General features: G+C 32.5%; 23 protein-coding genes. 13 read left to right on the plus strand and 10 right to left on the minus strand.

Translation table 11 applies throughout. The annotated features are described in order from the left end of the window. Positions 1-22 precede the first annotated feature (22 nt). From ACSV4D_RS11310 to ACSV4D_RS11325, 4 genes are all read right to left on the minus strand, one after another. Positions 23-1,141 carry a vWA domain-containing protein gene (locus ACSV4D_RS11310; RefSeq protein WP_439228373.1) on the minus strand — a complete coding sequence of 373 codons (1,119 nt, stop codon included), beginning with the start codon at positions 1,139-1,141 and terminating at the stop codon, positions 23-25. A gap of 175 nt (positions 1,142-1,316) precedes the next feature. Continuing rightward, entirely contained in the window at positions 1,317-1,691 is a 375-nt protein-coding gene (locus ACSV4D_RS11315; protein ID WP_408081889.1) for a YchJ family protein, read from the minus strand. Between the two features lie 11 nt (positions 1,692-1,702). After that, positions 1,703-1,933, minus strand: a complete 231-nt coding sequence (locus ACSV4D_RS11320) for a hypothetical protein (protein ID WP_408081890.1) — start codon at positions 1,931-1,933, stop codon at positions 1,703-1,705. Positions 1,934-1,944: 11 nt separating this feature from the next. Beyond that, the gene (locus tag ACSV4D_RS11325) at positions 1,945-2,097 is read right to left on the minus strand and encodes a hypothetical protein (RefSeq protein WP_408081891.1); all 153 of its coding nucleotides are present in this window, start codon (positions 2,095-2,097) and stop codon (positions 1,945-1,947) included. 339 nt (positions 2,098-2,436) lie between these two features. Between ACSV4D_RS11325 and ACSV4D_RS11330 the strand changes: the two genes are divergently transcribed. Next, the gene (locus tag ACSV4D_RS11330; RefSeq protein WP_439228374.1) at positions 2,437-4,794 is read left to right on the plus strand and encodes a sensor histidine kinase; all 2,358 of its coding nucleotides are present in this window, start codon (positions 2,437-2,439) and stop codon (positions 4,792-4,794) included. Continuing rightward, a complete protein-coding gene (locus ACSV4D_RS11335; RefSeq protein ID WP_408081893.1) occupies positions 4,791-5,183 on the plus strand; it encodes a response regulator in 393 nt (130 codons plus the stop codon). The genes ACSV4D_RS11330 and ACSV4D_RS11335 overlap by 4 nt, the downstream gene beginning before the upstream one ends. Here ACSV4D_RS11335 and ACSV4D_RS11340 read toward each other — a convergent pair. After that, positions 5,180-5,734, minus strand: coding sequence for a hypothetical protein (locus ACSV4D_RS11340; protein WP_439228375.1), 555 nt, complete (start codon positions 5,732-5,734; stop codon positions 5,180-5,182). The genes ACSV4D_RS11335 and ACSV4D_RS11340 overlap by 4 nt on opposite strands. Before the next feature lie 86 nt (positions 5,735-5,820). Between ACSV4D_RS11340 and ACSV4D_RS11345 the strand changes: the two genes are divergently transcribed. Beyond that, entirely contained in the window at positions 5,821-6,069 is a 249-nt protein-coding gene (locus tag ACSV4D_RS11345) for a hypothetical protein (protein ID WP_408081895.1), read from the plus strand. 159 nt (positions 6,070-6,228) lie between these two features. Beyond that, positions 6,229-6,669: a KTSC domain-containing protein gene (locus ACSV4D_RS11350; RefSeq protein WP_408081896.1), complete on the plus strand. Its 441-nt coding sequence runs from the start codon at positions 6,229-6,231 to the stop codon at positions 6,667-6,669. A gap of 76 nt (positions 6,670-6,745) precedes the next feature. Here the strand turns inward: ACSV4D_RS11350 and ACSV4D_RS11355 are convergent, their stop codons facing one another. Both ACSV4D_RS11355 and ACSV4D_RS11360 read right to left on the minus strand, forming a co-directional pair. Beyond that, complete coding sequence (locus tag ACSV4D_RS11355) at positions 6,746-7,438, minus strand: SIMPL domain-containing protein (protein ID WP_408081897.1); 693 nt, start codon at positions 7,436-7,438, stop codon at positions 6,746-6,748. A 46-nt stretch (positions 7,439-7,484) separates the two neighbouring features. Then, positions 7,485-8,123, minus strand: a complete 639-nt coding sequence (locus ACSV4D_RS11360; protein WP_439228376.1) for a rhomboid family intramembrane serine protease — start codon at positions 8,121-8,123, stop codon at positions 7,485-7,487. 115 nt (positions 8,124-8,238) lie between these two features. Between ACSV4D_RS11360 and ACSV4D_RS11365 the strand changes: the two genes are divergently transcribed. Further along, positions 8,239-9,108, plus strand: coding sequence for a lysophospholipid acyltransferase family protein (locus ACSV4D_RS11365; protein ID WP_439228377.1), 870 nt, complete (start codon positions 8,239-8,241; stop codon positions 9,106-9,108). Between the two features lie 66 nt (positions 9,109-9,174). Here ACSV4D_RS11365 and ACSV4D_RS11370 read toward each other — a convergent pair whose 3' ends face one another. Continuing rightward, the gene (locus ACSV4D_RS11370; protein ID WP_439228378.1) at positions 9,175-9,927 is read right to left on the minus strand and encodes a membrane metalloprotease; all 753 of its coding nucleotides are present in this window, start codon (positions 9,925-9,927) and stop codon (positions 9,175-9,177) included. Positions 9,928-10,009: 82 nt separating this feature from the next. Then, positions 10,010-11,050, minus strand: a complete 1,041-nt coding sequence (locus ACSV4D_RS11375; protein ID WP_439228379.1) for a hypothetical protein — start codon at positions 11,048-11,050, stop codon at positions 10,010-10,012. A gap of 239 nt (positions 11,051-11,289) precedes the next feature. Between ACSV4D_RS11375 and ACSV4D_RS11380 the strand changes: the two genes are divergently transcribed. From ACSV4D_RS11380 to ACSV4D_RS11395, 4 genes are all read left to right on the plus strand, one after another. After that, complete coding sequence (locus ACSV4D_RS11380) at positions 11,290-11,805, plus strand: RNA polymerase sigma factor (RefSeq protein WP_408081902.1); 516 nt, start codon at positions 11,290-11,292, stop codon at positions 11,803-11,805. A 59-nt stretch (positions 11,806-11,864) separates the two neighbouring features. Continuing rightward, positions 11,865-12,779 carry a FecR family protein gene (locus ACSV4D_RS11385; protein ID WP_439228380.1) on the plus strand — a complete coding sequence of 305 codons (915 nt, stop codon included), beginning with the start codon at positions 11,865-11,867 and terminating at the stop codon, positions 12,777-12,779. Then, entirely contained in the window at positions 12,766-15,288 is a 2,523-nt protein-coding gene (locus ACSV4D_RS11390) for a TonB-dependent receptor (RefSeq protein ID WP_439228381.1), read from the plus strand. Before ACSV4D_RS11385 ends, ACSV4D_RS11390 begins: the two co-directional genes overlap by 14 nt. An 86-nt stretch (positions 15,289-15,374) precedes the next feature. Further along, positions 15,375-15,773: a DoxX family protein gene (locus ACSV4D_RS11395; RefSeq protein ID WP_439228382.1), complete on the plus strand. Its 399-nt coding sequence runs from the start codon at positions 15,375-15,377 to the stop codon at positions 15,771-15,773. Positions 15,774-15,838: 65 nt separating this feature from the next. Here ACSV4D_RS11395 and glmM read toward each other — a convergent pair whose 3' ends face one another. Then, positions 15,839-17,239 carry a phosphoglucosamine mutase gene (gene glmM / locus ACSV4D_RS11400; protein ID WP_439228383.1) on the minus strand — a complete coding sequence of 467 codons (1,401 nt, stop codon included), beginning with the start codon at positions 17,237-17,239 and terminating at the stop codon, positions 15,839-15,841. A 98-nt stretch (positions 17,240-17,337) separates the two neighbouring features. On the opposite strand from glmM, the gene ACSV4D_RS11405 reads away from it, so the two are divergent. From ACSV4D_RS11405 to ACSV4D_RS11420, 4 genes are all read left to right on the plus strand, one after another. Then, a complete protein-coding gene (locus ACSV4D_RS11405) occupies positions 17,338-17,922 on the plus strand; it encodes an ACP phosphodiesterase (protein WP_439228384.1) in 585 nt (194 codons plus the stop codon). Positions 17,923-17,925: 3 nt separating this feature from the next. After that, complete coding sequence (locus ACSV4D_RS11410) at positions 17,926-18,591, plus strand: DNA alkylation repair protein (protein WP_439228385.1); 666 nt, start codon at positions 17,926-17,928, stop codon at positions 18,589-18,591. Positions 18,592-18,639: 48 nt separating this feature from the next. After that, entirely contained in the window at positions 18,640-20,424 is a 1,785-nt protein-coding gene (locus ACSV4D_RS11415; protein ID WP_408081909.1) for a chloride channel protein, read from the plus strand. Between the two features lie 99 nt (positions 20,425-20,523). After that, positions 20,524-21,522 (plus strand): tetratricopeptide repeat protein, encoded by a 999-nt coding sequence (locus tag ACSV4D_RS11420; protein ID WP_439228386.1) that lies wholly within the window; start codon positions 20,524-20,526, stop codon positions 21,520-21,522. Positions 21,523-21,645 lie beyond the last annotated feature (123 nt).

The following is a 21,645-nucleotide window of genomic DNA, read 5'->3' on the forward strand; positions in this document are numbered from 1 at the left end:
TTTTCTTTTTTCTATATTCTACCTACTTTAACCTCTTCTTCCTATTCGTTTCATAATCTTCAAAAATCATTTCGCCCAAACCTTTTAAACCGGTATAAAAAGCTTTCCCCTGATTGGCTTCGGTAAATTTATTGACAAATTTTTGCAAATAGGGATCACTTGCAATCATAAAGGTGGTGATAGGAATATGGAGTTTTCTGGCCTGTTGTGCCTGAGTATAACATTTATCCACGATATACTCGTCTAAACCATTACTGTTCATATAATAAGAACCGTCACGTTCTCTTACACAACTGGGTTTTCCATCAGTAATCATAAAAATTTGCTTGTTGGTATTGCGTTTTCTTCTCAGTATATCCATGGCTAATTGCAAACCTGCTACAGTATTAGTATGATAAGGACCTACTTTTAAATAAGGTAAATCTTTAATAGCAATAGGCCAGGCATCATTTCCAAAAACTAAAATATCTAAAGTATCTTTTGGGTAACGTGTGGTAATTAATTCGGCCAACGCCATCGCTACTTTTTTAGCCGGTGTAATACGGTCTTCACCATACAAAATCATACTGTGACTGATATCGATCATCAGCACCGTACTCATCTGCGCTTTGTGTTGTGCATCTTCAACAACCAAATCATTTTCAGTCAGTATAAAATGCTCAACTCCATTATTAATTTGGGCATTTCGTAAACTTTCGGTCAATGAAATACGTTCCAGACTGTCCCCAAAATGAAACTCTCTGAATTCGCCTGTATGTTCATCGCCGTTTCCGGAATGTTTGGTTTTATGATTTCCGCTTCCGGAACGTTTTAATTTCCCGAAAATCTGATCTAAAGCCTGCTGACGAATGGCTCTTTCTGTTTTTGCTGTGATTCCTAACCCCGGAGTTCCATCTTCTTTGACTTCATCTTTAATATAACCTTTTTTCTTAAGGTCTTCTATAAAATCATCGATAGTATAATTTTCATCAGTTAGTTTGTATTCAACGTCTAATTCTCGCAACCAACTAATAGCTTCATCAAAATCTCCGGAAGTATGCGTGATTAATTCTTTGAAAATTTCAAATAATTTATCAAATGGAGATTGATTGGGAGCCTGATACTGTTTAAAGAAAAACCCTTTTTTATTGCTCTTTTCCATAGCTTTAAAATTACATTTTTTTAAAGAGTACTTCAAGCAAACAGTTATTAATTTTAAGTTAAAAAGAATTTTCTTTTCCCTTTCTCTAAGGGACAGAAAATTTCTTAAAAATTCATCAAAATTATATCCTTTAGGAATTTGGGATAATTAAGATGAATTTAAACAACCTCTAAAATCAATAATATTCTCCATCTACATAATACCAGCTTCCTTCTTCCTGAACAAAGGTGGAAAATTCATGATGGATATGTGTTTTTTTATTGGTATCCAAATAATAAGCTTTGAATTCAACGGTAGTTGCAGTTGTCTTTAATACTTCTAATTTTTGCCATTGATTACAGGTTGACCAAAGCAGAATATCCTCTTTAGAATGTAAATCTCTTTGCGAAACATGAGTTGTTGCCATCAGATAATCGGCATGATGGGTAGCATAAGCGCTATAGCGGGAACGCATTAAAGCTTCGGCTGTTGGGGCCTGTTTTGATCCTTTAAGATAAGGTTCACAGCAATCTTTAAATATTTTTTGCGAATTACAATAACATCCATTCATACTATGAAAACTTATGCGTGACCATTAAGAGCCACTATTCTTTGATACAATTGATTTAATAAAACCTGATATTTACTAATTTCTATCAAATCTTCGTCTTCATCCGAAGTATCTAATAATTCATCAAGCTGTTCACTTACTTCGGCCAATTTATTATTGGCCTCTTTAGCATTTTTAGCCGCAATCAAATCAATTATTTCCTGAACTTCTGCTTTTAGCAAACTGTATTTATCGTTTTCCATTATGTATTTTATTAATTTCCTGCGGAAGGATTATTTTCATTAAATTTTTTCACTATTTCTTTTAGTTTTTCTTTTCTGGATAACTCCGCTTGTTTTGTTTTAGCTTGTGCTTTGTGAAGCTTATCATTGTGCTTTTTAATATTTCTTTCATTGTTTCTTCCCATAATCAGCTCCTTTAAAATTTCAGATTATAATTCTATCCTTATTTATTAAATAAAAATAAAGCTTATCTGTTTTATAATGCACAAAGTTCATCATTTTTATATAGAAATTTCAATAAAATCTTTTTATTATCTATTAATTGGAGACCAGCCTGTTACTAAAATTTTATTTCTGCTTTTTAAAAAAATCTGAATTTATACTTTTTATAAATTAGCAAACCAGGAATCAATTTTCCTTTTTTTTTATTTTTTTTTCATAGATTTGGATAAATTCATTACATTATCATTTAATTTTTAGTAATTAGCTTGACAAAAAATAAAAACTCTTAGCTTCTTTGTAAAATGAATTTTATTAAATCAAACACAAATTCAGGCAATTGGTTCAAATTAAAACCAAAATTGATTGGGACGCTGGTCTTTTTATTTTTTTGTACTATTTTTTCTTTAATTATTTATCAGCAGTATCATATTGAAAAAAAGGTCAAGCACGATGAGATGCATACTATTCTTGAAGCAATACACAAAAGCATAGATCAATCTTTAAAAAAAAATTATGTCGATGCTCTGACGTTAGCATTAACTATTAATGATAAAGGAATACCGGAAAATTTTGAGGCAGTGGGTAAAAAAATTCTGGAGGCAGACAGCAACATAGACGCTGTACAACTGGTGCCTGACGGAATTATACGCTATACTTATCCGTTAAAAGAAAATCAGGCTGCCCTGGGAATTGATATTCTCAACAATAAAAAGTATCGTGCAGAAGCTCTCAAAGCCATTCAGACAAAAAGAATGTATTTTGCAGGTCCGTTTGAATTAAAACAGGGTGGATTAGGCATCTTAGGCCGTATAGCCATCTATAAGGAAAACCGTTTTTGGGGTTTTTCAGCAGTTATTATCCGCTTTAATACTTTACTCAATAAACCGGAAATAAAAAAAATTGATCCGTCGAAATATTTTTTCCAAATTTCGAAAGTCAATCCTCTTACTCATAAAGAAACCTTTTTTTTAGAAACATCAGAAAAATTAAATCCTGAAAATGCAGTTGTTTCAATAGTTCCTGATGGTGACTGGACACTTTACCTTGTCAATAAAAAACCTAATGAGTTATTATTTACTTTTACAGTTCGTAGCCTTTTGGCTTTGATTTTAGCTTTACTGATTGGATTTCTGACTACTTCTTTTTTTAGAAAACCGGCAGAATTAGAAAAATTACTTAAAGAACAGGCGGCGAAACTTTTAAAAAATGAAATTAAATTTAAAAGTGTTTTCGACCAGGCTGCAGTAGGAATCACTTATGTTGATACTGTTACAGGGAAACTTTTAGAAGCTAATAAAAAATATTGTGATTTGCTGGGCTACACAGAACAGGAAATAAAACAAAAAAACATTCAGGCTATAGTTCATCCTGATGATTTAGAAGAATCTCTTGCAAATTTTGAAAAACTCCGTCAAGGAATAATCAGAGAATATGCTACTGAAAGAAGACATATTACAAAATCAGGTGCTACTATCTGGATTAAGCTTACTGTTTCTCCTCTTTGGGAAGTCAATTCATTTCCTACAAACCATATTGCTATTGCAGAAGATGTAACCCAGCGTAAACTTGCAGAAGAAGCTATTTATAATTCACAGAAAAGAATAGAATCCCTCATTAATACCATTGATGGAATTGTGTGGGAATGTGATGCCAAAACATTAGAATTTAATTTTATCAGTAAAAAAGTGGAAGATATTTTAGGCTTTACTTCTCAGGAATGGATCAACACACCAAATTTTTGGATTGATCATATTTATCCTGCTGATAAAGAATCTGCCTTGTCATTTTGTTACGAACAAACCAGCAAAAAATCAAATCATGATTTTGAATACCGGATGATTGCTAAAGACGGCTCCATTGTTTGGGTAAGAGATATTGTCAATGTAATTGTTGAAAATGGCGAAGCCCAAAGATTAAGAGGCATTATGATTGATGTTACTAAAACCAAAGAAATTGAAAAAGATTTAAACAATTCATTCCATCTGGTTACCGAACAAAATAAACGTCTTTTGAATTTTTCATATATTGTTTCTCATAATTTAAGATCTCATACCAGCAACATTTCCTCTATTGTTGATTTAATTGAACACTCAGAATCCGAAGAAGAAAAAGAAGAAATGATACAATTATTAAAATCCGTTTCTGATTCATTAAATGAAACAATGTTAAATCTGAATGAAGTTGTTAATATCCAGACTAATGTAGGTATTGTTACCGAAGATCTGAATCTGAAACAATATATAGATAATACAATCAATATTCTTGCTGACCAAATTGAATTAAAAGGACTAAACATAATTTCTTCCATTGACGAAGCCATTCAAATAAACTATAATCCAGCTTATCTTCAAAGTATTTTATATAACCTTATTTCAAATGCCATCCGTTACAGTCATCCGGAAAGACATCCTGAAATTTATATTGACTGTTACACTGAAAACGAAAAAACCGTACTGAAGGTATCTGATAACGGAATAGGTATTGATCTTGATAAAAACGGACATAAAATTTTTGGAATGTATAAAACATTCAGTAACCACAAAGAGGCTAAAGGCATTGGTCTGTTTATTACTAAAAATCAAATTGACGCTATGGGAGGCAGTATAACTGTAGAAAGTAAGCCTGATTTAGGAACCACTTTTAAAGTTTATATATCATGAACCAAAAAAGCATCTGGGTTGTAGATGATGATCCTATCTATCAAATTATCATGAAAAAAATCATCGGTAAATCGGGACTTTTTTCTAATGTACATTCTTTTTCAAATGGATACGAAGCAATCAATTCCCTGAAACAGATTATTGCCGAAAAAGGAAATTTCCCGGATGTCATTCTTTTAGATATTGAAATGCCGGTTCTTGACGGCTGGGGCTTTATGGATGAAATACTTGTTTTGAAACCGCAAATTCAGGCTGAAATTAAAATTTATATTTCCAGTTCTTCTATAGCAATTGAAGATAAAGAAAGGGCAAAAAACAATCCGGTAATTCTGGGATACATGTCAAAACCCATAAGTTTAAACGACTTAATAAAAATTACAACAAACTAAATTTTAAGAGCCACCTTTTTTTTGATCTCTTCCAGTGTATTATCGGTATAAATCAAATCTTCGATAATTAACGTTCTCAAAAGAGCAATATCATCACAGTCAAAATGTTTTGCCCAGGAATTCAATTGAAGTAAATTTCTAATTTGTTTGATTCTTTTGGTCGTTTCCGCACTAGTGCGCAATATTGCTTTTTGATCATAAAGCGGATTCATCCGGTGTTGATAATTAACGGTGTTTTTACGATAATCCATTTCTAAATAATACAATTTATCTGTTGCATTATCCGGATAAAAACAATCCCATTTTGCAAAACCTGTTTTATATTTGGATTCTGTTTCAGGATCCATAGCCACTAATCGCCATTTACTGTTAGCTAAACGTCCCCAATGATTAGAAACGCGATACATTCCTTCCTCAGTGTAATAATAACTGCTCCCTGCTTTGCTTTTAAACTGTACTTTTAAGCCGTCTAAAACATCCGGAAGGACTTCGTGAAAGACACAAAAAGTGTTTTTAAAAGAATTAGGATGGGGTTTAAAGTTTTTTTGCATGAGCGCAAAGATACTCAGAAAACATAAAACTGCCTCCAGCGATTAATAAATGATTAACTTTGCACTTAAATTTAAAAATAAAGATTATGAGCAAAGCTTCAGAAGGAAAGATGTTACAAAAAGGAGTATATACAGGAATTATTGAAAAAGATGAAAACAACAACTTTTTTTGTGGAGAATACTTATTAGATTATAAAATGGTTATGGCTAAACATGCTGTTGGTGATTGGATTACCATAAAATCAGTCATCGAAAACCCAAGTGACATCAGTCATAATAAATATCCTAAAAAATCTAAAAACTTTGACAAAGCAAACAATAAGCCGGAACAATAACAACTGACAATCTGGATGTTAGCGAAATAAAATCTTTTTTCTTTTTTTTTATTGATAAAGTAAAATTTAAAAAAAAGTGTACCTTTGCAAAAAAATTGTCGATTTTGAAACCGAAAAACATCTGTTTCCTCAATAAAAGACAAGTAGTTACCTTAATTTATGAAAAAAATAGTTGAATACCGCAAGCTCTTAAATGTAGACAAAACTGCACAGCTAAAAGATTTAAAAACCATTTATCGCAACGCGATGAAAGAAGCACATCCTGATAAATTTCAGGGAGATGAAGCTGGTTTAAAAGCGGCCGAAGAAAATAGTAAAAAAATTATTGAAGCTTACCATTTTTTAGTAAGCATCAATCCTGAAACTATTAAAGCAAACTTACCTGAGTACAAAGAAACTATTGCTACGGCAACAGTTACAGATTACAAATTTGTAGAAGGAAGATTGATTATCAATTTTTCTAATGGTAGTGTTTATGAATACATCAGTGTTCCTAAAGCAACTTATGTAAAAATGGTGAATGCTGATTCTCCTGCAAGATTTGCAAAAAGACATATCTTTAATGCTTTCCCTTACAGAAAAGTAACTAATCAGGATTAATTCATTTAATCTTAATTGATATAAAAAAAAGCCAGTAAAAATAATTTTACTGGCTTTTTTAGTTATTCTATTTTTTTTATTCTAATATAAAATTCACACTCACATTAGCCGTAATGGTAATTTCTCCTGCGGCAAGAGTTTCTCTTGGTGCAGCTGAATCGCTTTCCATTGCCATAGTTTTAAATCTTGCATACACCGGTTGCGGAGTGTAAGTCTGAGTATTGTCAGATATGGTCATAGCACGTCCTATTTTTTGTCCTAAAACTGACACATAATCTTCGGCTTTGTGCTTCGCCTCTTTCATGGCTAATTTTCGGGCTTCTGATTCATATTGCGCTAATTTAGACGATTGAAAAACCACATTATCAATTCTGTTGATTCCCTGATTTACTAAACCTTCCATTAATTCGTCATATTTATTTAAATCTCTGACGATAATTTCAATGGTTTGTGTAGCATTATAAGTGGTTTTCTTTTTGTCGCTATCGTATATCGGATTTAACGCCACACGTTGTGTTCTGAAATCTGCGGAAGCAATATTCATTTTTTTAATTAATTTCAAAACAGCTTCCACTTGTTCGTCATTTTGTTTTTTGACATCTTTAGCAACATTCCCTCTGGTTTCAACCGTTGCTGAAATGGTAGCTTCATCAGGAATGACTTTTACCTTTCCTTCACCTGAAACACTTATTTGAGGAACTTGTTTTATCTCCTGACCATAAGATACGGTCATAAACAGTACGGATAGAAATACGACTACATTTTTCATTTTTTTACTTTTTAAAATTTTCAGATAATATTCAAAATTTGTGCCATTAAAGCTTCTTTAGTTTTATTAAAATAAAAAGAAGTATTATAGGAATTGTTAACAATATGACCATCAGTGGCTGTAGCCAGATCAAATCCGGATAAAATAATAATGTAATTAAATATCCGCCTATCGCTCCGCCAAAGTGTGCGGTATGTCCTATATTGTCATTTTTAGCCCGCATTCCGTAAATGGAATACATCAAATATAAAATTCCAAATACATAAGCCGGCATTGGAATGATGAAAAAGATTCCCAACATCATATCCGGCCGCAATAAAATTGCCGAATACAAAATTCCCGTTACTGCTCCTGAAGCACCAATAGCTCTGTAATTATAATCATTTTTATGCAAAACTAATGTAAGTAAACTTCCAAAAAGCAAACTTGAGAAATAAATAATAAGAAAATGAATATTACCTAAATAAGCGATTACTACAGGTGCAAAAAAATAAAGTGTAATCATATTAAAAGCCAGATGAGCAATATCAGCATGCAGAAACGCAGAAGTTAACATTCGGATTTTTTCCCCGGAAAGAATACTCCCTGTATGAAATTCATATTTTCTAAAAAAAGAATAATCATTAAAACCTTTGTAGCTAAAAAGCACATTGGCAACAATTAAAGTAATCAAAAAGCTGTTCATGTATTATTTTTATTATGATTGGTAAATATAATCATTCCGTGACACTCAAAGGCTAAGGAACTCCATTTTATTAAGGTTATTCATTTTTGACTTATATTTGCTAAAAAAATACTGCATGCAATTTTTAATTTTTATAATCGCTTACCCGTTACTCTGGTTGATATCGATTTTGCCTTTCCAAATTTTTTACTGGGTTTCTGACATCATGTATTTTGTAGTTTATTATATCATAGGCTATCGTAAAAAAACCGTCAGAGAAAATTTAAAAATAGCGTTACCACATCTTACTGCCAAAGAACACTTAGCTATAGAAAAAAAATTCTACAGACATTTCTGCGATATGTTTATGGAAATGGCAAAAACCATGACTATGTCTGCGGAAGAAATGAGCAAAAGATTTAAGATTACCAATATTGAGTTAGTCCGGGAATACGAAGCAAAAGATAAAAGTATTATGCTTTTAGCTTCTCATTACGCCAGCTGGGAATGGTTACTTTCTTTCAACATACAATTGTCGTATCAGGGAATTGCGGTTTATAAAAAAATAGCCAATCCTTATTTTGATAAATTAACACGGGATATTCGTTCCAAATATAAAACGGAATTAGTTTCTACTGACAAAACCATTCCATTAATGGCTAACAACAACCGAAAAGGAATTTTGTCCGTCTACGGACTTGCCAGTGACCAATCGCCAAAGAGAGCTCAGATAGCACATTGGGAAAGTTTTATGGGAATTGAAACTCCGGTTCATATTGGTCCTGAATTATTATCGAAAAAATACAATCTGAATGTTCTTTTTGCCAAAGTAAAAAAAGCAAAAAGAGGGTATTACGAAATGACATTAATTCCTATAACGGATGATCCTAAGTCACTTCCTAATTATGAAATCATTCACCGGTATATTAAAGAAGTAGAAAAACAAATATATGAAGCTCCTGAATATTATTTCTGGACACATAAAAGATGGAAACACCATCATTAAAAAAAAAAAGGGAATTAAACAGCGTTTTTAAGCTTTTAATTCCCTTTTTTATATCATATAAAAATGCTATTTTCCTCCATTGGCACGAAGATCAGCAATGCATTGTGCGTCTAATTGAGGTACAACTCCACCCAGAACATTTCCTGATTCTGATTCCCAATACATTAAGCAAGTCGATACCTTACAATGTCTTTTATGATCGGGATCCTCATGGTCTGACTGCAAAGCTGTCCCGGCATTGGTCAACCCTAAAATATGCCCAAATTCATGATTTATTACTGTCGTTTCTAATACTGTTCTGCTGGGCTTAAAAGGAGAATTACTTAATTTCCGAACTGTATTTTCATAGATTACAAATGAAGTATTTCTGTAAGCAGTACCTAAAACCACAGCGGTATCAGTATCACTCGCCGATTTTCCATCGGCAAAAAATGCCCAGACTGCAATTTCGCTTCCGGTATTATAATGTTGTCTGTTAGCATCTTCTATAGCAACAATCTGAGCGTTAGTATAGGTTTCGTTACCCGGAGAGGGAATCGCTCTTTTTACTACATTAATTCCGGCTGTTTTGTAAATTCTGGTATTTAAAAAAGTAACAAAATTATTTATTGCTGTTGCCGAAGGTTCAAAACCTTCTACATAAACCACTTCAAGTAACATACTGTCAAATTTATCTTCTGATAATAAATCATGTGCCGAAGTACCTAATGTTTTTTTATTGTTGGCTTTTACAACTCCACCCAATTCCTCATCTGAATCTTTAGAGCAGGAAGTTGCTACTAAAAAAATCAAGCTAATAGCAACAAATATTTTCTTCATTTAATGATGGGTTTTTAAACTGAATTTCAAAAATACAATTTTAAATAAATTATAAATTGTAAAAGCCAACAAATAACAATTACTATTTTTTCAATACTAACTTCACAGCACTGTTTGTTTTACTTTCCAGCGTAATTGTAGAGTCTGTAAAACTGATTACTTTCCAGGTATGATTAAATAAACTTAAATTAGTATTACCTAAAAATCCAAATTGCAAATATAATTCTGTATCAGAAGTCACCTGATAAGTTCCTGTCGCAATAACACTTAAAGCATTCATTGATTTTATTTTCCAGTCATTTGCAAAATCAATTGTATATCCTAAATAATTCCCGGCCGAATCTATTCCTGCATTAATATATGAGTTGACTTTAAAAGTACCATTTACTAATATTTCTTCTAATTCTTCTTTATCTTCAGCAGCTTCATCCATTGAAGACTCAATATTCAAAGCAGCAGTAATACTCGCTTTTAACTCGGCATCGCTATTTAATTCTTCCGTAGAACCATCGGCAAGTGTTACTGAAATTGGGTATTTTACTGAAAAATATTCGGTGCTGCTAATGTTAATCATGTAATTATACATTTGCTCCTGAGAAGTAATCACCACACTTCCTGTTTGCTCTAAACTCGAATCATAAGTTAATAGCGTAATTGGATACTTAATATTTAAAGATGAAATAGCCGCTTCTCCGTCATTTTCTGCTTCTTCACAATTATTTACAATAGCATTATATTCCGCCTGGCTGTTAACTGTTACTTCAGTATAATCACTCATTTTAAGTGTCACGGGAAACTTAATTTCTACTGTATCCTCATTATTATTTAATTCTCCTAAAATAGAAATGGCCTGTTCAAAACTCAATTGACTTAAAAAAGTAAGACTCACTCCGTTTATTTTAGCAATAAAAGGGAATTTAATAGCTGAACAGGAAGAACCATCAATAAAATCATCTGATGATCCGTCAAACATAGCCACTCTTTTTAAATTAGTTGCTGTTGTAGAGTTAGCGGTATTCGTGTTAGGATTATCTCCCTGTACCTCATCTACTTCGTCCTGGCATGATGTTAAACTAAAAATACTCATCAATGCAATTCCGGTAATCAATTTTAATGTTTTCATAATGTTACAAATTTAATATTTTCTAAATAGTTATTAATGTCGATTTATTCGCATTTGTAAGTAAGACAACAGTCTCTTAATTTACCCTACCTAAAAAATTAAAAAAAAACAGATAAAAACCAATAACCTTGAAAATCAGTAAATTAAAACCGAACAAGAAACACACTTCATATAAATACAGTGATTTCAAAAAAAATAATATAATTTTACCATAACCAAAACCCAATCCTGCTACAAGAATGTCTGAGAAAAAAAATACGCTTTGCGAAGAATCTCATTTCAGCGACTTTTATATAAAAAATGTACAATCAGCAACAAATTTCGCCTATTATAAATCAGGTGATGCAGATGCTGCCTTAGATTTGGTTCAGGAAGCTTTTGCTAAAATCTGGGAAAATTGTTCTCAGATTGATTTCTTAAAAGTCAAAACGTATTTGTTTACTACCGTAAATAATTTATTTCTCAATACCATAAAACATCAGAAAGTAGTGATGGCTTTCGCCAAAGAAACGCCTTATCACGATAAAACCAATCAGAATCCCGAATATATTTTAGAAGAAGAAGAATTTAAAATTAAACTTCAAAATGCCATTGCGTCTTTAAGTGAAGCGCAGAGAGAAGTTTTTTTAATGAACAGAATTGACGGGAAAAAATACAGGGAAATTGCTGATGTATTAGGTATCACACAAAAAGCGGTTGAAAAAAGAATGTCTGCTGCTTTGAAAATATTAAAAGAGCAAATCGAAAATATATAATTCACTTAAAAGTAGGGTAAAACTATACAAAGTTGTCTTATCCTTACAATGAGGAACTAATGAAAAAGGAAAAAGAAATATTAAAATGGTTAGAAGGAACACTTTCTGATAAAGAAACGGAAGATTTAAAACAATCTGAAGATTTTGATACTATCAAAAAGATTGCTCATTATTCTGCTCATATTGCCACACCTAAAGTAGATGCGCAACAGGCTTTGGCTGATTTAAAAAACAGAAATCTTTCTAAAAAAGAACCTAAAGTCCGAAGCTTAAATTATAAAAGCTTCTTTAAAGTTGCGGCAATTTTTATAGTAGCATTAACAACAGCTTATTTCTTATTTAATAATACCGCACAAACTTTTACCACCGGAATTGCCCAAACTAAAAGTTTTTATCTTCCTGACAATTCTCAGGTGTTACTAAATGCTTCTTCAAAGATTATTTTCAGCAAAAAAGACTGGAATAAACAACGGGATTTAACGCTGGAAGGAGAAGCTTATTTTAAAGTGCAAAAAGGAAACACTTTTAGTGTAAAAACCGCTGACGGAATTGTAAAAGTATTAGGAACTCATTTTGACGTAAAACAGCGCAGCAATTATTATGAGGTAAGCTGTTATGAAGGATTAGTAAGTGTTACTTATAAAACCCAAACGGTAAAACTCCCTCCGGGAAAAACCTTTAGAATTATCAATAATCAAATTGAAAAAACGGAGGATTTTAATGCTCAGAATCCATCCTGGCTGCAACATGAATCCAGTTTTTCAAGAATACCTCTGAATCAAGTTATAGCCGAATTAGAACGTCAGTATGATATAAAAGTAGAAACTAAAGATATTGATACTTCTAAATTATTTACCGGAAGTTTTACACATAATAATCAAAAAACAGCTCTTGAAGCCATTACTATTCCGTTACAATTAAGTTATCGTATCAAAGGAAAAACTATTATATTCTACAAATATGAAGTGCAATAGATGGTTACTTTACTTTTTATTCGCCATGAGTTTTAGTTATGCACAACAGCAGACTCCTAAAACTCCTCTAACGGATATTATCCAAACTATTGAACAGCAATTTAATGTAAAGTTTTCTTATGTTGTGGAAGATGTAGCCAGTATTCATATTGAAAAACCTGCTGCAACTCTTACTCTTCAGGAAACAATGGAATATTTAAACTCAAAAATTCCTTTAAATTTCAAATTATTAGACCAGCGTTATATTACCATTTCTGGACTAGATAAATCATTCTCTGTATGCGGAGTGGTACTGGACGAAGAATCAAAAACTACACTCCCGGGAGCTTCTGTTCGAATCAGCAACAATTCAAAATGGACTGTCTGTTCAAAAAACGGAAGTTTCAATCTGGAAGACGTTGCTGCTGACGCAACAATTTCAATTTCATATATCGGCTATGAAACTAAAAATTTTAAAGCAAAAGAATTCTTTTCGACGAATAATAAATGCAAAGAAATTTATTTAAAATCAGCTAAAGAAGAACTGAATCCTGTTTTAATCAGTCTGTTTCTGACTTCTGGTTTACAAAAAACCACTGATGGAAGTACGGTGTTAAACACCAAAAAATTCGGAATCCTGCCCGGACTTACGGAGCCCGATATTTTACAATCCATACAAACACTGCCCGGAATTGAAAGCAGTAACGAAAGTATTGCCAATATCAATGTTCGGGGAGGAACAAATGATCAGAATTTAATGCTTTGGGATAATATAAAAATGTATCATTCCGGACATTTTTTTGGGTTAATATCAGCTTATAATCCCAATCTGACCCAAAAAGTAGTGGTTACTAAAAACGGAACGAGTGCCGAATACAGTGATGGTGTTTCCAGTATGATTAAAATGAGTACCAATAACGAAATTAAAAACAAAATTTCGGGTGGAGCAGGCATTAATCTCATCAGCGCAGATGCTTATATAGAAATTCCACTCACTAAAAATCTGGAAATCGATCTTTCTGCCCGTCATTCCATCACAGATATGGTTAACACTCCTGCCTATTCTAATTATTACAAAAAAAGTTTTCAGGACAGTGAAATAAATGCCGATAACGCAGCTAAAAACAGTGATTCTGATTTTTCATTTTATGATTATACCGCTAAAATTCTTTTTGACTTGAACGAGAATCATCAGTTCAGAGCTAATTTTATCGGAATCAATAATGCGTTAAATTATGCTGAAAATCAAAATCAAAACACTACCAAAACCAGTTCGCTTTCGCAAAAAAACACTGGCTACGGCGGAAACTGGAAAGCACAATGGAATAGCAGATTAAGCAGTTTTGTAAGCAGCTATTTTTCCAGATATAATATTGATGCAAGAGATTACAGAGTCAGTGAAGATCAGCTTTTATCAGAAGCTAATGAAGTTATTGAAACAGGAACCAAACTAAATGTATACTATGACTTTAATCCTAATTTAAAATTATTAAACGGTTACCAGATTAACGAAACGGGAATGCTGAATCAGACCCGTGTGAGCGCACCTTTTTATTCCATTACTAAAAAGAAAGTATTATTAAATCATGCCTTTTTTTCTGAAATTGAATACAATAAAAAAAACAGCTATGTAAGGCTGGGAATGCGCATAAATTATTTTCAGAAATTTGACAAATTGTTATTCGAACCCCGAATTAATTTCAGACAAAAACTCACCAAGGAACTGGCTCTAAAAGTAGAAGGCGAACTTAAAAACCAGACTACAACCCAGATTATTGATTTTGAAGATGATTTTCTGGGAGTCGAAAAAAGACGCTGGCAACTGGTGGATAATAATGAAATTCCGATTGCCAGAAGCAAACAGTTCTCAACAGGAATTGATTTTAACACCAACAACTGGAATATTGAGTTAACAGGATTTTACAAAATTGTGGACGGAATTACAGCTTCTAATCAGGGTTTTTATAATAATTTTCAATTTAAAAAAGCAAACGGCAGTTATACCAATAAAGGAATTGAATTTCTTATTAATAAAACCACTACACGATACAGTACGTGGATTAGCTATACTTTTAACAATAATAATTATAATTTTAAAAGTTTTACCCCGTCCACTTTCCCGAATAATCTGGATATTCGGCATTCGGTAACATTTGGATTTAATTATACTGTTTATAATAATTTAAAGCTGTCTGTTGGAGGAATATGGCGCAATGGTATTCCTTATACCAAACCTGTTGAAGGAAATGAAACCGTACAAAACGGCAACAACACTTTTGTAAATTATGATGCGCCGAACAGCCTGAATCTGGATGATTTTTTTCGTTTAGATACTTCTATAAGCTATCATTTTAATTTCACACCAACTGTAAAAACCACTTTGCGGGCAGGAATTATTAATGTTACCAATCAAAACAATACCATTAATCGGTATTACAAAGTTGATCCGGATACTTCCGGAAAAGCCATTGAAATCAATAATCATTCGCTGGCACTTACACCAAACGTAAGTTTCAGAGTGAATTTTTAAACAGATATATTATTTTTTTGTAAATATTAAGCTATATTTGAAAAAGTTTCCCCATAAAATTTTACTTAACCTGCAAAAATAAATTTATGACTAAAAACACTGATTTAGGTTTACTGATCCTTCGTATCGCTACCGGAGGATTAATGTTATTACACGGAATTGCTAAAATAGGACATACCTCTTTCATTGGAGATATGCTGGTTGACAAAGGCTTACCATCTTTACTTTCTTATGGTGTATACTTTACTGAAATTATAGCACCAATATTAATTCTGATTGGATTCAGAACCCGGATTGCTTCTATCGTATATGTTTTAGGTGCTTTATTTGCGCTGTTATTAGTGCATAGTGAACAACTATTTTTACTCAATGAAAATGGAGGCTGGCAATTAGAATTATTAGGATTATATATAGCCGGAGGAATTACGCTGTTCTTTACCGGAGGAGGAAAAATAGCGGTATCATCATCAAATAATTGGGATTAAATAATAAACCCTTTCAGAAATCAAATTCTGAAAGGGTTATTTTTTTTTTGAAAAATTCCAAAAATTTAAATTCCTGCTACTGCTTTAATTTCGTCAATAATACGTAACGCTAAAGCATCTGCCTGCGCCTGTGATGGTGCTTCGGTATAAATACGAATAATCGGTTCAGTATTCGATTTTCTTAAATGCACCCATTCGTCAGCAAAGTCAATTTTGACACCGTCAATGGTCGTAATATCTTCATTTTTATATTTTTCAGTCATAGCGACCAATATCGCATCAACATCAATTTGTGGTGTTAATTCTATTTTATTTTTGCTCATATAATACTCCGGATAAGAAGCACGCAAAGCTGCCACACTCATTTTCTTGTTTGCCAAATGTGTTAAGAACAACGCTACTCCCACTAAACTGTCACGACCATAATGGGATTCAGGATAGATAATTCCGCCATTTCCTTCACCTCCAATAATGGCATTATTTTTCTTCATCAGTTCTACCACATTTACTTCTCCCACAGCACTTGCTTCATAACTTCCATTATGAGCATTTGTTACATCGCGTAATGCACGGGAAGAAGACATATTAGAAACGGTATTGCCTGGTGTTTTACTCAGCACATAATCGGCACAGGCTACCAGCGTATATTCTTCACCAAACATTTCGCCATCATCACTTATAAAAGCCAGACGGTCTACATCAGGATCAACTACTACCCCAAGATGCGCCTTTTCTTTTACAACTAATTCGCAAATATCTGTCAGATGTTCTTTTAAAGGTTCCGGGTTATGAGGAAAATGTCCGTTAGGTTCACAGTATAGTTTTACTACTTCAACTCCCATTAATTCTAATAATTTAGGGATAATAATTCCTCCGGATGAATTTACACCATCAACCACCACTTTAAATTTAGCTGCTTTTACAGCCTCTACATCTACCAATGGTAAATTCAATACTTCGTCAATATGAATATCCATGTAAGCATCGTTTGCAGTTATTTCACCTAAACTATCTACATCAGAAAATTCAAAAGCTTCAGTTTCTGCAATCTGAAGAATTTTTTCGCCTTCCGCACCGTTTAAAAATTCTCCTTTTTCATTTAATAATTTTAAGGCATTCCATTGTTTTGGATTGTGTGAAGCGGTTAAAATAATTCCGCCATTCGCTTTTTCAAGCGGTACAGCAACTTCAACCGTAGGCGTTGTTGACAAACCTAAATCGATTACATCTATTCCTAAACCTATCAATGTATTCACCACTAAATTATGAATCATAGGCCCAGAAATACGGGCGTCGCGTCCTACTACTACTTTTAATTTTGATTCTGTCGCAGCTGTAGTCTGACTGTTTTTTAACCAGGTTCCATAAGCGGATGCAAATTTTACGGCATCAACAGGAGTAAGATTATCCCCTACTTTACCGCCAATAGTTCCCCGAATTCCTGATATTGATTTTATTAATGTCATTCTCTTTTTTTGTTTTGGTTTACTTAAAAATATACATTGGTCACAAATATAATAATTGACTGCTTATAAAAGTCATTTAGAATTCATAATTTAGACGAATGAATTTCTTAGCACACATCTATCTTTCGGGTAATAATGACTTTATAAAAATTGGCAATTTCATGGCAGATGGTATTCGTGGCAAACAGTTTGAAAATTTCCCTGAAGAAATTCAAAAAGGAATACTCCTGCATCGTGCCATTGATACTTTTACTGATGCGCACCCGGTTTTCAGAGAAAGTACCAAACGTCTGCATGAGCGTTATCATCATTATGCAGGTGTAATTGTTGACATATTTTACGATCACTTTTTAGCAAAAAACTGGAAGATGTATTCTGATGAAAATCTGAAAGAATATATTAACCGGTTTTATCAGTCGTTGCACACAAATCATGATTTACTCAGTGAAAAAACAAAAGGATTGCTTCCGTATATGGAAAAACAAAATTGGCTTTTAAGCTATCAGTCGATTGCCGGAATTGATCAGATTTTGAGTCAGATGGATAGGCGGACTAATAATCAATCCAATATGCGTTTTGCCACAGAAGAGCTTAAAAAGCATTACACAGATTTTGAACAGGAATTTACTGTTTTCTTTGAAGAACTTCGTACTTACTCTACGCAAAAACTAACAACACTTTAAAAAATGGCTTTTATAAATCAGTTAGAAACTGCTTTTCAGACTCATGAAAACATTCAAAATAGTCTGGCTATGGCTAAGTATATGAAAAATCATTTTGCCTTTTATGGAATAAAAACTACTGACAGAAGACTGCTTCTTCAAGAAATTTGGAACACCCATAAAGAGGAAATCAAAAATAATATTCAAAATACAGCAACTGAACTTTACACCCGAAAACAGCGGGAACTGCACTATTGCGCTATAGAGATTGTAATCAAAGAATCTAAAGGAAATTATAAAAAATCAGATATTCGTTTTATCGAAAAACTAATCACCACTAATTCCTGGTGGGATAGTGTGGATACTATTTCCAAATATATTTTAGGGCAATATCTGCTGGAATTTCCCGATGCTGTGGAAAATACCATTGAAAAATTTTCAAATTCAGATAACCTTTGGCTTAATCGGAGTGCTATTTTATTTCAGTTGGGCTACAAAGAAAAAACGGATTTTGATTTACTGAAAGCAATTTGTCAGCAACATGAAAATTCAACAGAATTTTTTATTCAGAAAGCCATCGGCTGGTCCTTACGGGAATATGCTAAAACAAATCCTGATCAGGTAATTCTTTTTGTGGAAAACAGCAAACTAAAACCTTTAAGTAAAAAAGAAGCGGTAAAAAACTTATAACATCCTTAAAATAATAGTAAATTTGTTCACTCAAAAAATAAAGCATAAATGTTCAAAAAATATCTTTCTAAGTTAGAAATTATAATTGATTGGGCACAATCTATCTTAACAGAAAAGCAATTTATCTTTCTATCGAGTGTATTAGTAGGCATATCTGCTGCTTTTGCTGTAATTGTGCTAAAAACTTTTGCCCACTGGGTTTATACTTTTGCCACGTATATTAATGGAATTTTAAAACTAAGTTTCATAAACAGTATCTTACCTATTGCAGGTTTATTACTTACTGTATTAGTGGTAAAACGACTTTTAGGAGGTTCGATTGAAAAAGGAACACCCCAAATTTTATATGCTGTAGCTAAAAAAGCAAGTATCATTCCCCGAAAACAAATGTATGCACATATCATGACCAGCTCGTTAACGGTAGGTCTTGGAGGATCGGCAGGTTTAGAAAGTCCTATTGTGGTTACAGGTGCTGCTTTTGGTTCTAATTATGCTCAAAAATATAAATTAACATACAAAGATCGTACTCTCCTTATAGGTTGCGGAGTGGCTGCCGGTATCGCCGCTGCTTTTAACGCTCCTATAGCAGGTGTTTTATTTGCAATCGAATTTTTACTTGTTGATGTGAGTATTTCTGCTTTTACACCTATTATGATTGCTGCGGCAACCGGTGCTTTAGTTTCTGAAATTATACTTGACGAAGCGGTATTATTAAACTTCAGACAACAACAGGAATTTGATTATCATAAAATTCCTTTTTATATCATGCTGGGAATTTTAACGGGATTTATTTCTATCTATTTTACACGAAATTTCCAAAAAACAGAACACTTTTTTCATAGATTAAAAATCAATCCTTATAAGAAAGCTTTGATAGGAGCTTCTATTCTGGCCGTTATGATTTTTGTTTTTCCAACACTTTTTGGAGAAGGATATGAAAGTATCAAAGTTCTTGCTGAAAGCAATCCCGGAGAAATATTAGAAAATACTCTTTTTAGCAGCTTTAAGGACAACAGCTGGGTTCTACTTGCTTTTGTTGGCGTTACGATGATGATAAAAGTTTTTGCTACCGCAATCACTTTAGGTTCAGGAGGAAACGGAGGTAACTTTGCTCCTTCCCTTTTTGTGGGATCCTATGTAGGTTTTGTTTTTTCAAAATTCATCAACCTTACCGGATTAACAAACCTGCCTATAAGTAATTTTACTATGGTAGGAATGGCCGGAATATTAAGCGGATTATTTCATGCGCCGTTAACTGCTATTTTCTTAATTGCAGAAATCACAGGAGGTTACAGCCTTATGTTACCCTTAATGATAGTAGCTTCTATTAGTTTTGCGATTTCAAAACAATTTGAAAAACATTCTATGGATGTAAAAGAATTAGTCAAAAAAGGACATGCTTTTACCAGCAATAAAGACCACAATGTACTGTCTACTTTAGATACAAATACAATCATCCAGACTGATTTTTTAACGCTTTCTCCTAATGATAATTTAGAAAAACTGGTAGATTTAATTTCGCATTCTAACCAAACTTATTTTGCAGTAGTGGACAGCGAAAATCATTTATTGGGAATCGTTAATTTTAATAACATCAGAGAAATTATATTTAATAAGTACCGGGTTAAATATACCTTGGTAAAAGATATTATGATTCAGCCGCTGGATGTTGTCTATCCTTTTAACAGCATGGAAACAGTAATGAATAAGTTTGAAAAAACAAAAGCAACCTATTTACCTGTAATCAAGGATGAAAAATACTTTGGATTTATCTCTAAATCTGCTGCGCTTGAAGCGTACAGAAGTAAATTGAAATCGATGACCATTGAATAAGAATAAAATTAATTCCTGAATATTTAAACCAAACGCTAACTTAATTGTTGGCGTTTTTTTATTACAATTTAAAAATTTATACTACAAATCATTTTAGTATTGAAAAAAATATTAGATTTGATTTCTAATATTTTTATGATGAAAAAACCTATACTCAGTTTATTTCTTTGCTGCTGTTCTTTTATATATTCACAAGATAAAAACGCAACACTCAACTCAGACGAATTATTAAAAGAATTATCAAATGAAGCCTGTCTTTGTATTGATTCAATCCCTACCAGAGATGTGAGAACAAAAATTATTGCTTCTAAAATCAGCAGGTGTATCGATAATGTCACAGCTGCATACCAAATTGGTTTAAGCCTGAAAAATATAAATCTATCCGACAATACTAAAAACAAAGAAATCAATATTAATTTCAATACTGATAAAAATTCTACTGATTATAAAAAAAATTACAGTACTATTGAAAAACATCTGATGGATAATTGTGGTGCCTTAAAAGAAACCTTAACAGTTAATGATGTTTTAAACGAAAAGTCTATTTCTAAAAATGAGAATGCAATGAAGGCATATCATCTTGGAATTGCTGCATCCAGAAAAGAAAACGATAAAGAAGCTATTGAATATTACAAGAAGGCAATCGCTTTAGATCCTGAATTTGCTTTCGCTTATGACAATATGGGACTATCTTATCGCAAATTGAATGACATTGACAATGCCATTCTTGCGTATCAAAAATCATTAGAAATAGATCCAAACGGCGCAATGCCATTACAAAATATTGCAGTGGCTTACCAATATAAAAAAGAATTTTATAAAGCTATTGATGCCTATAAAAAATTAGCTGAACTGGACTCTAAAAATCCTGAAATTTATTATGGTATTGGAAATGTATATGCTTTTAATCTCAACGATCAGGAAAACGGATTGGATAATTTATGCAAAGCTTATACTATTTATACCGAAATAAAATCTCCTTACCGAACTGATGCCGGAACATTAATACAACGAATTTACGAGAATTTAAAAAGAGAAGGCAAGGAAGATAAATTTTTTGAAATATTAAAAAACAACAATATCAGTGTTAATGAATAATTAGCAAAAATATAAGACCTAAACTCCTTTTTAACAAAATCTTCCATAGTGTTCTATCAGATAAAATAAATCAAAATAGTAACTTTGCTGTCATTGCGATGAAAGAAGCAACCAGCAAAAAAT

This window comes from Flavobacterium sp. ARAG 55.4 (assembly GCF_051846875.1).
Lineage (GTDB): Bacteria > Bacteroidota > Bacteroidia > Flavobacteriales > Flavobacteriaceae > Flavobacterium > Flavobacterium plantiphilum.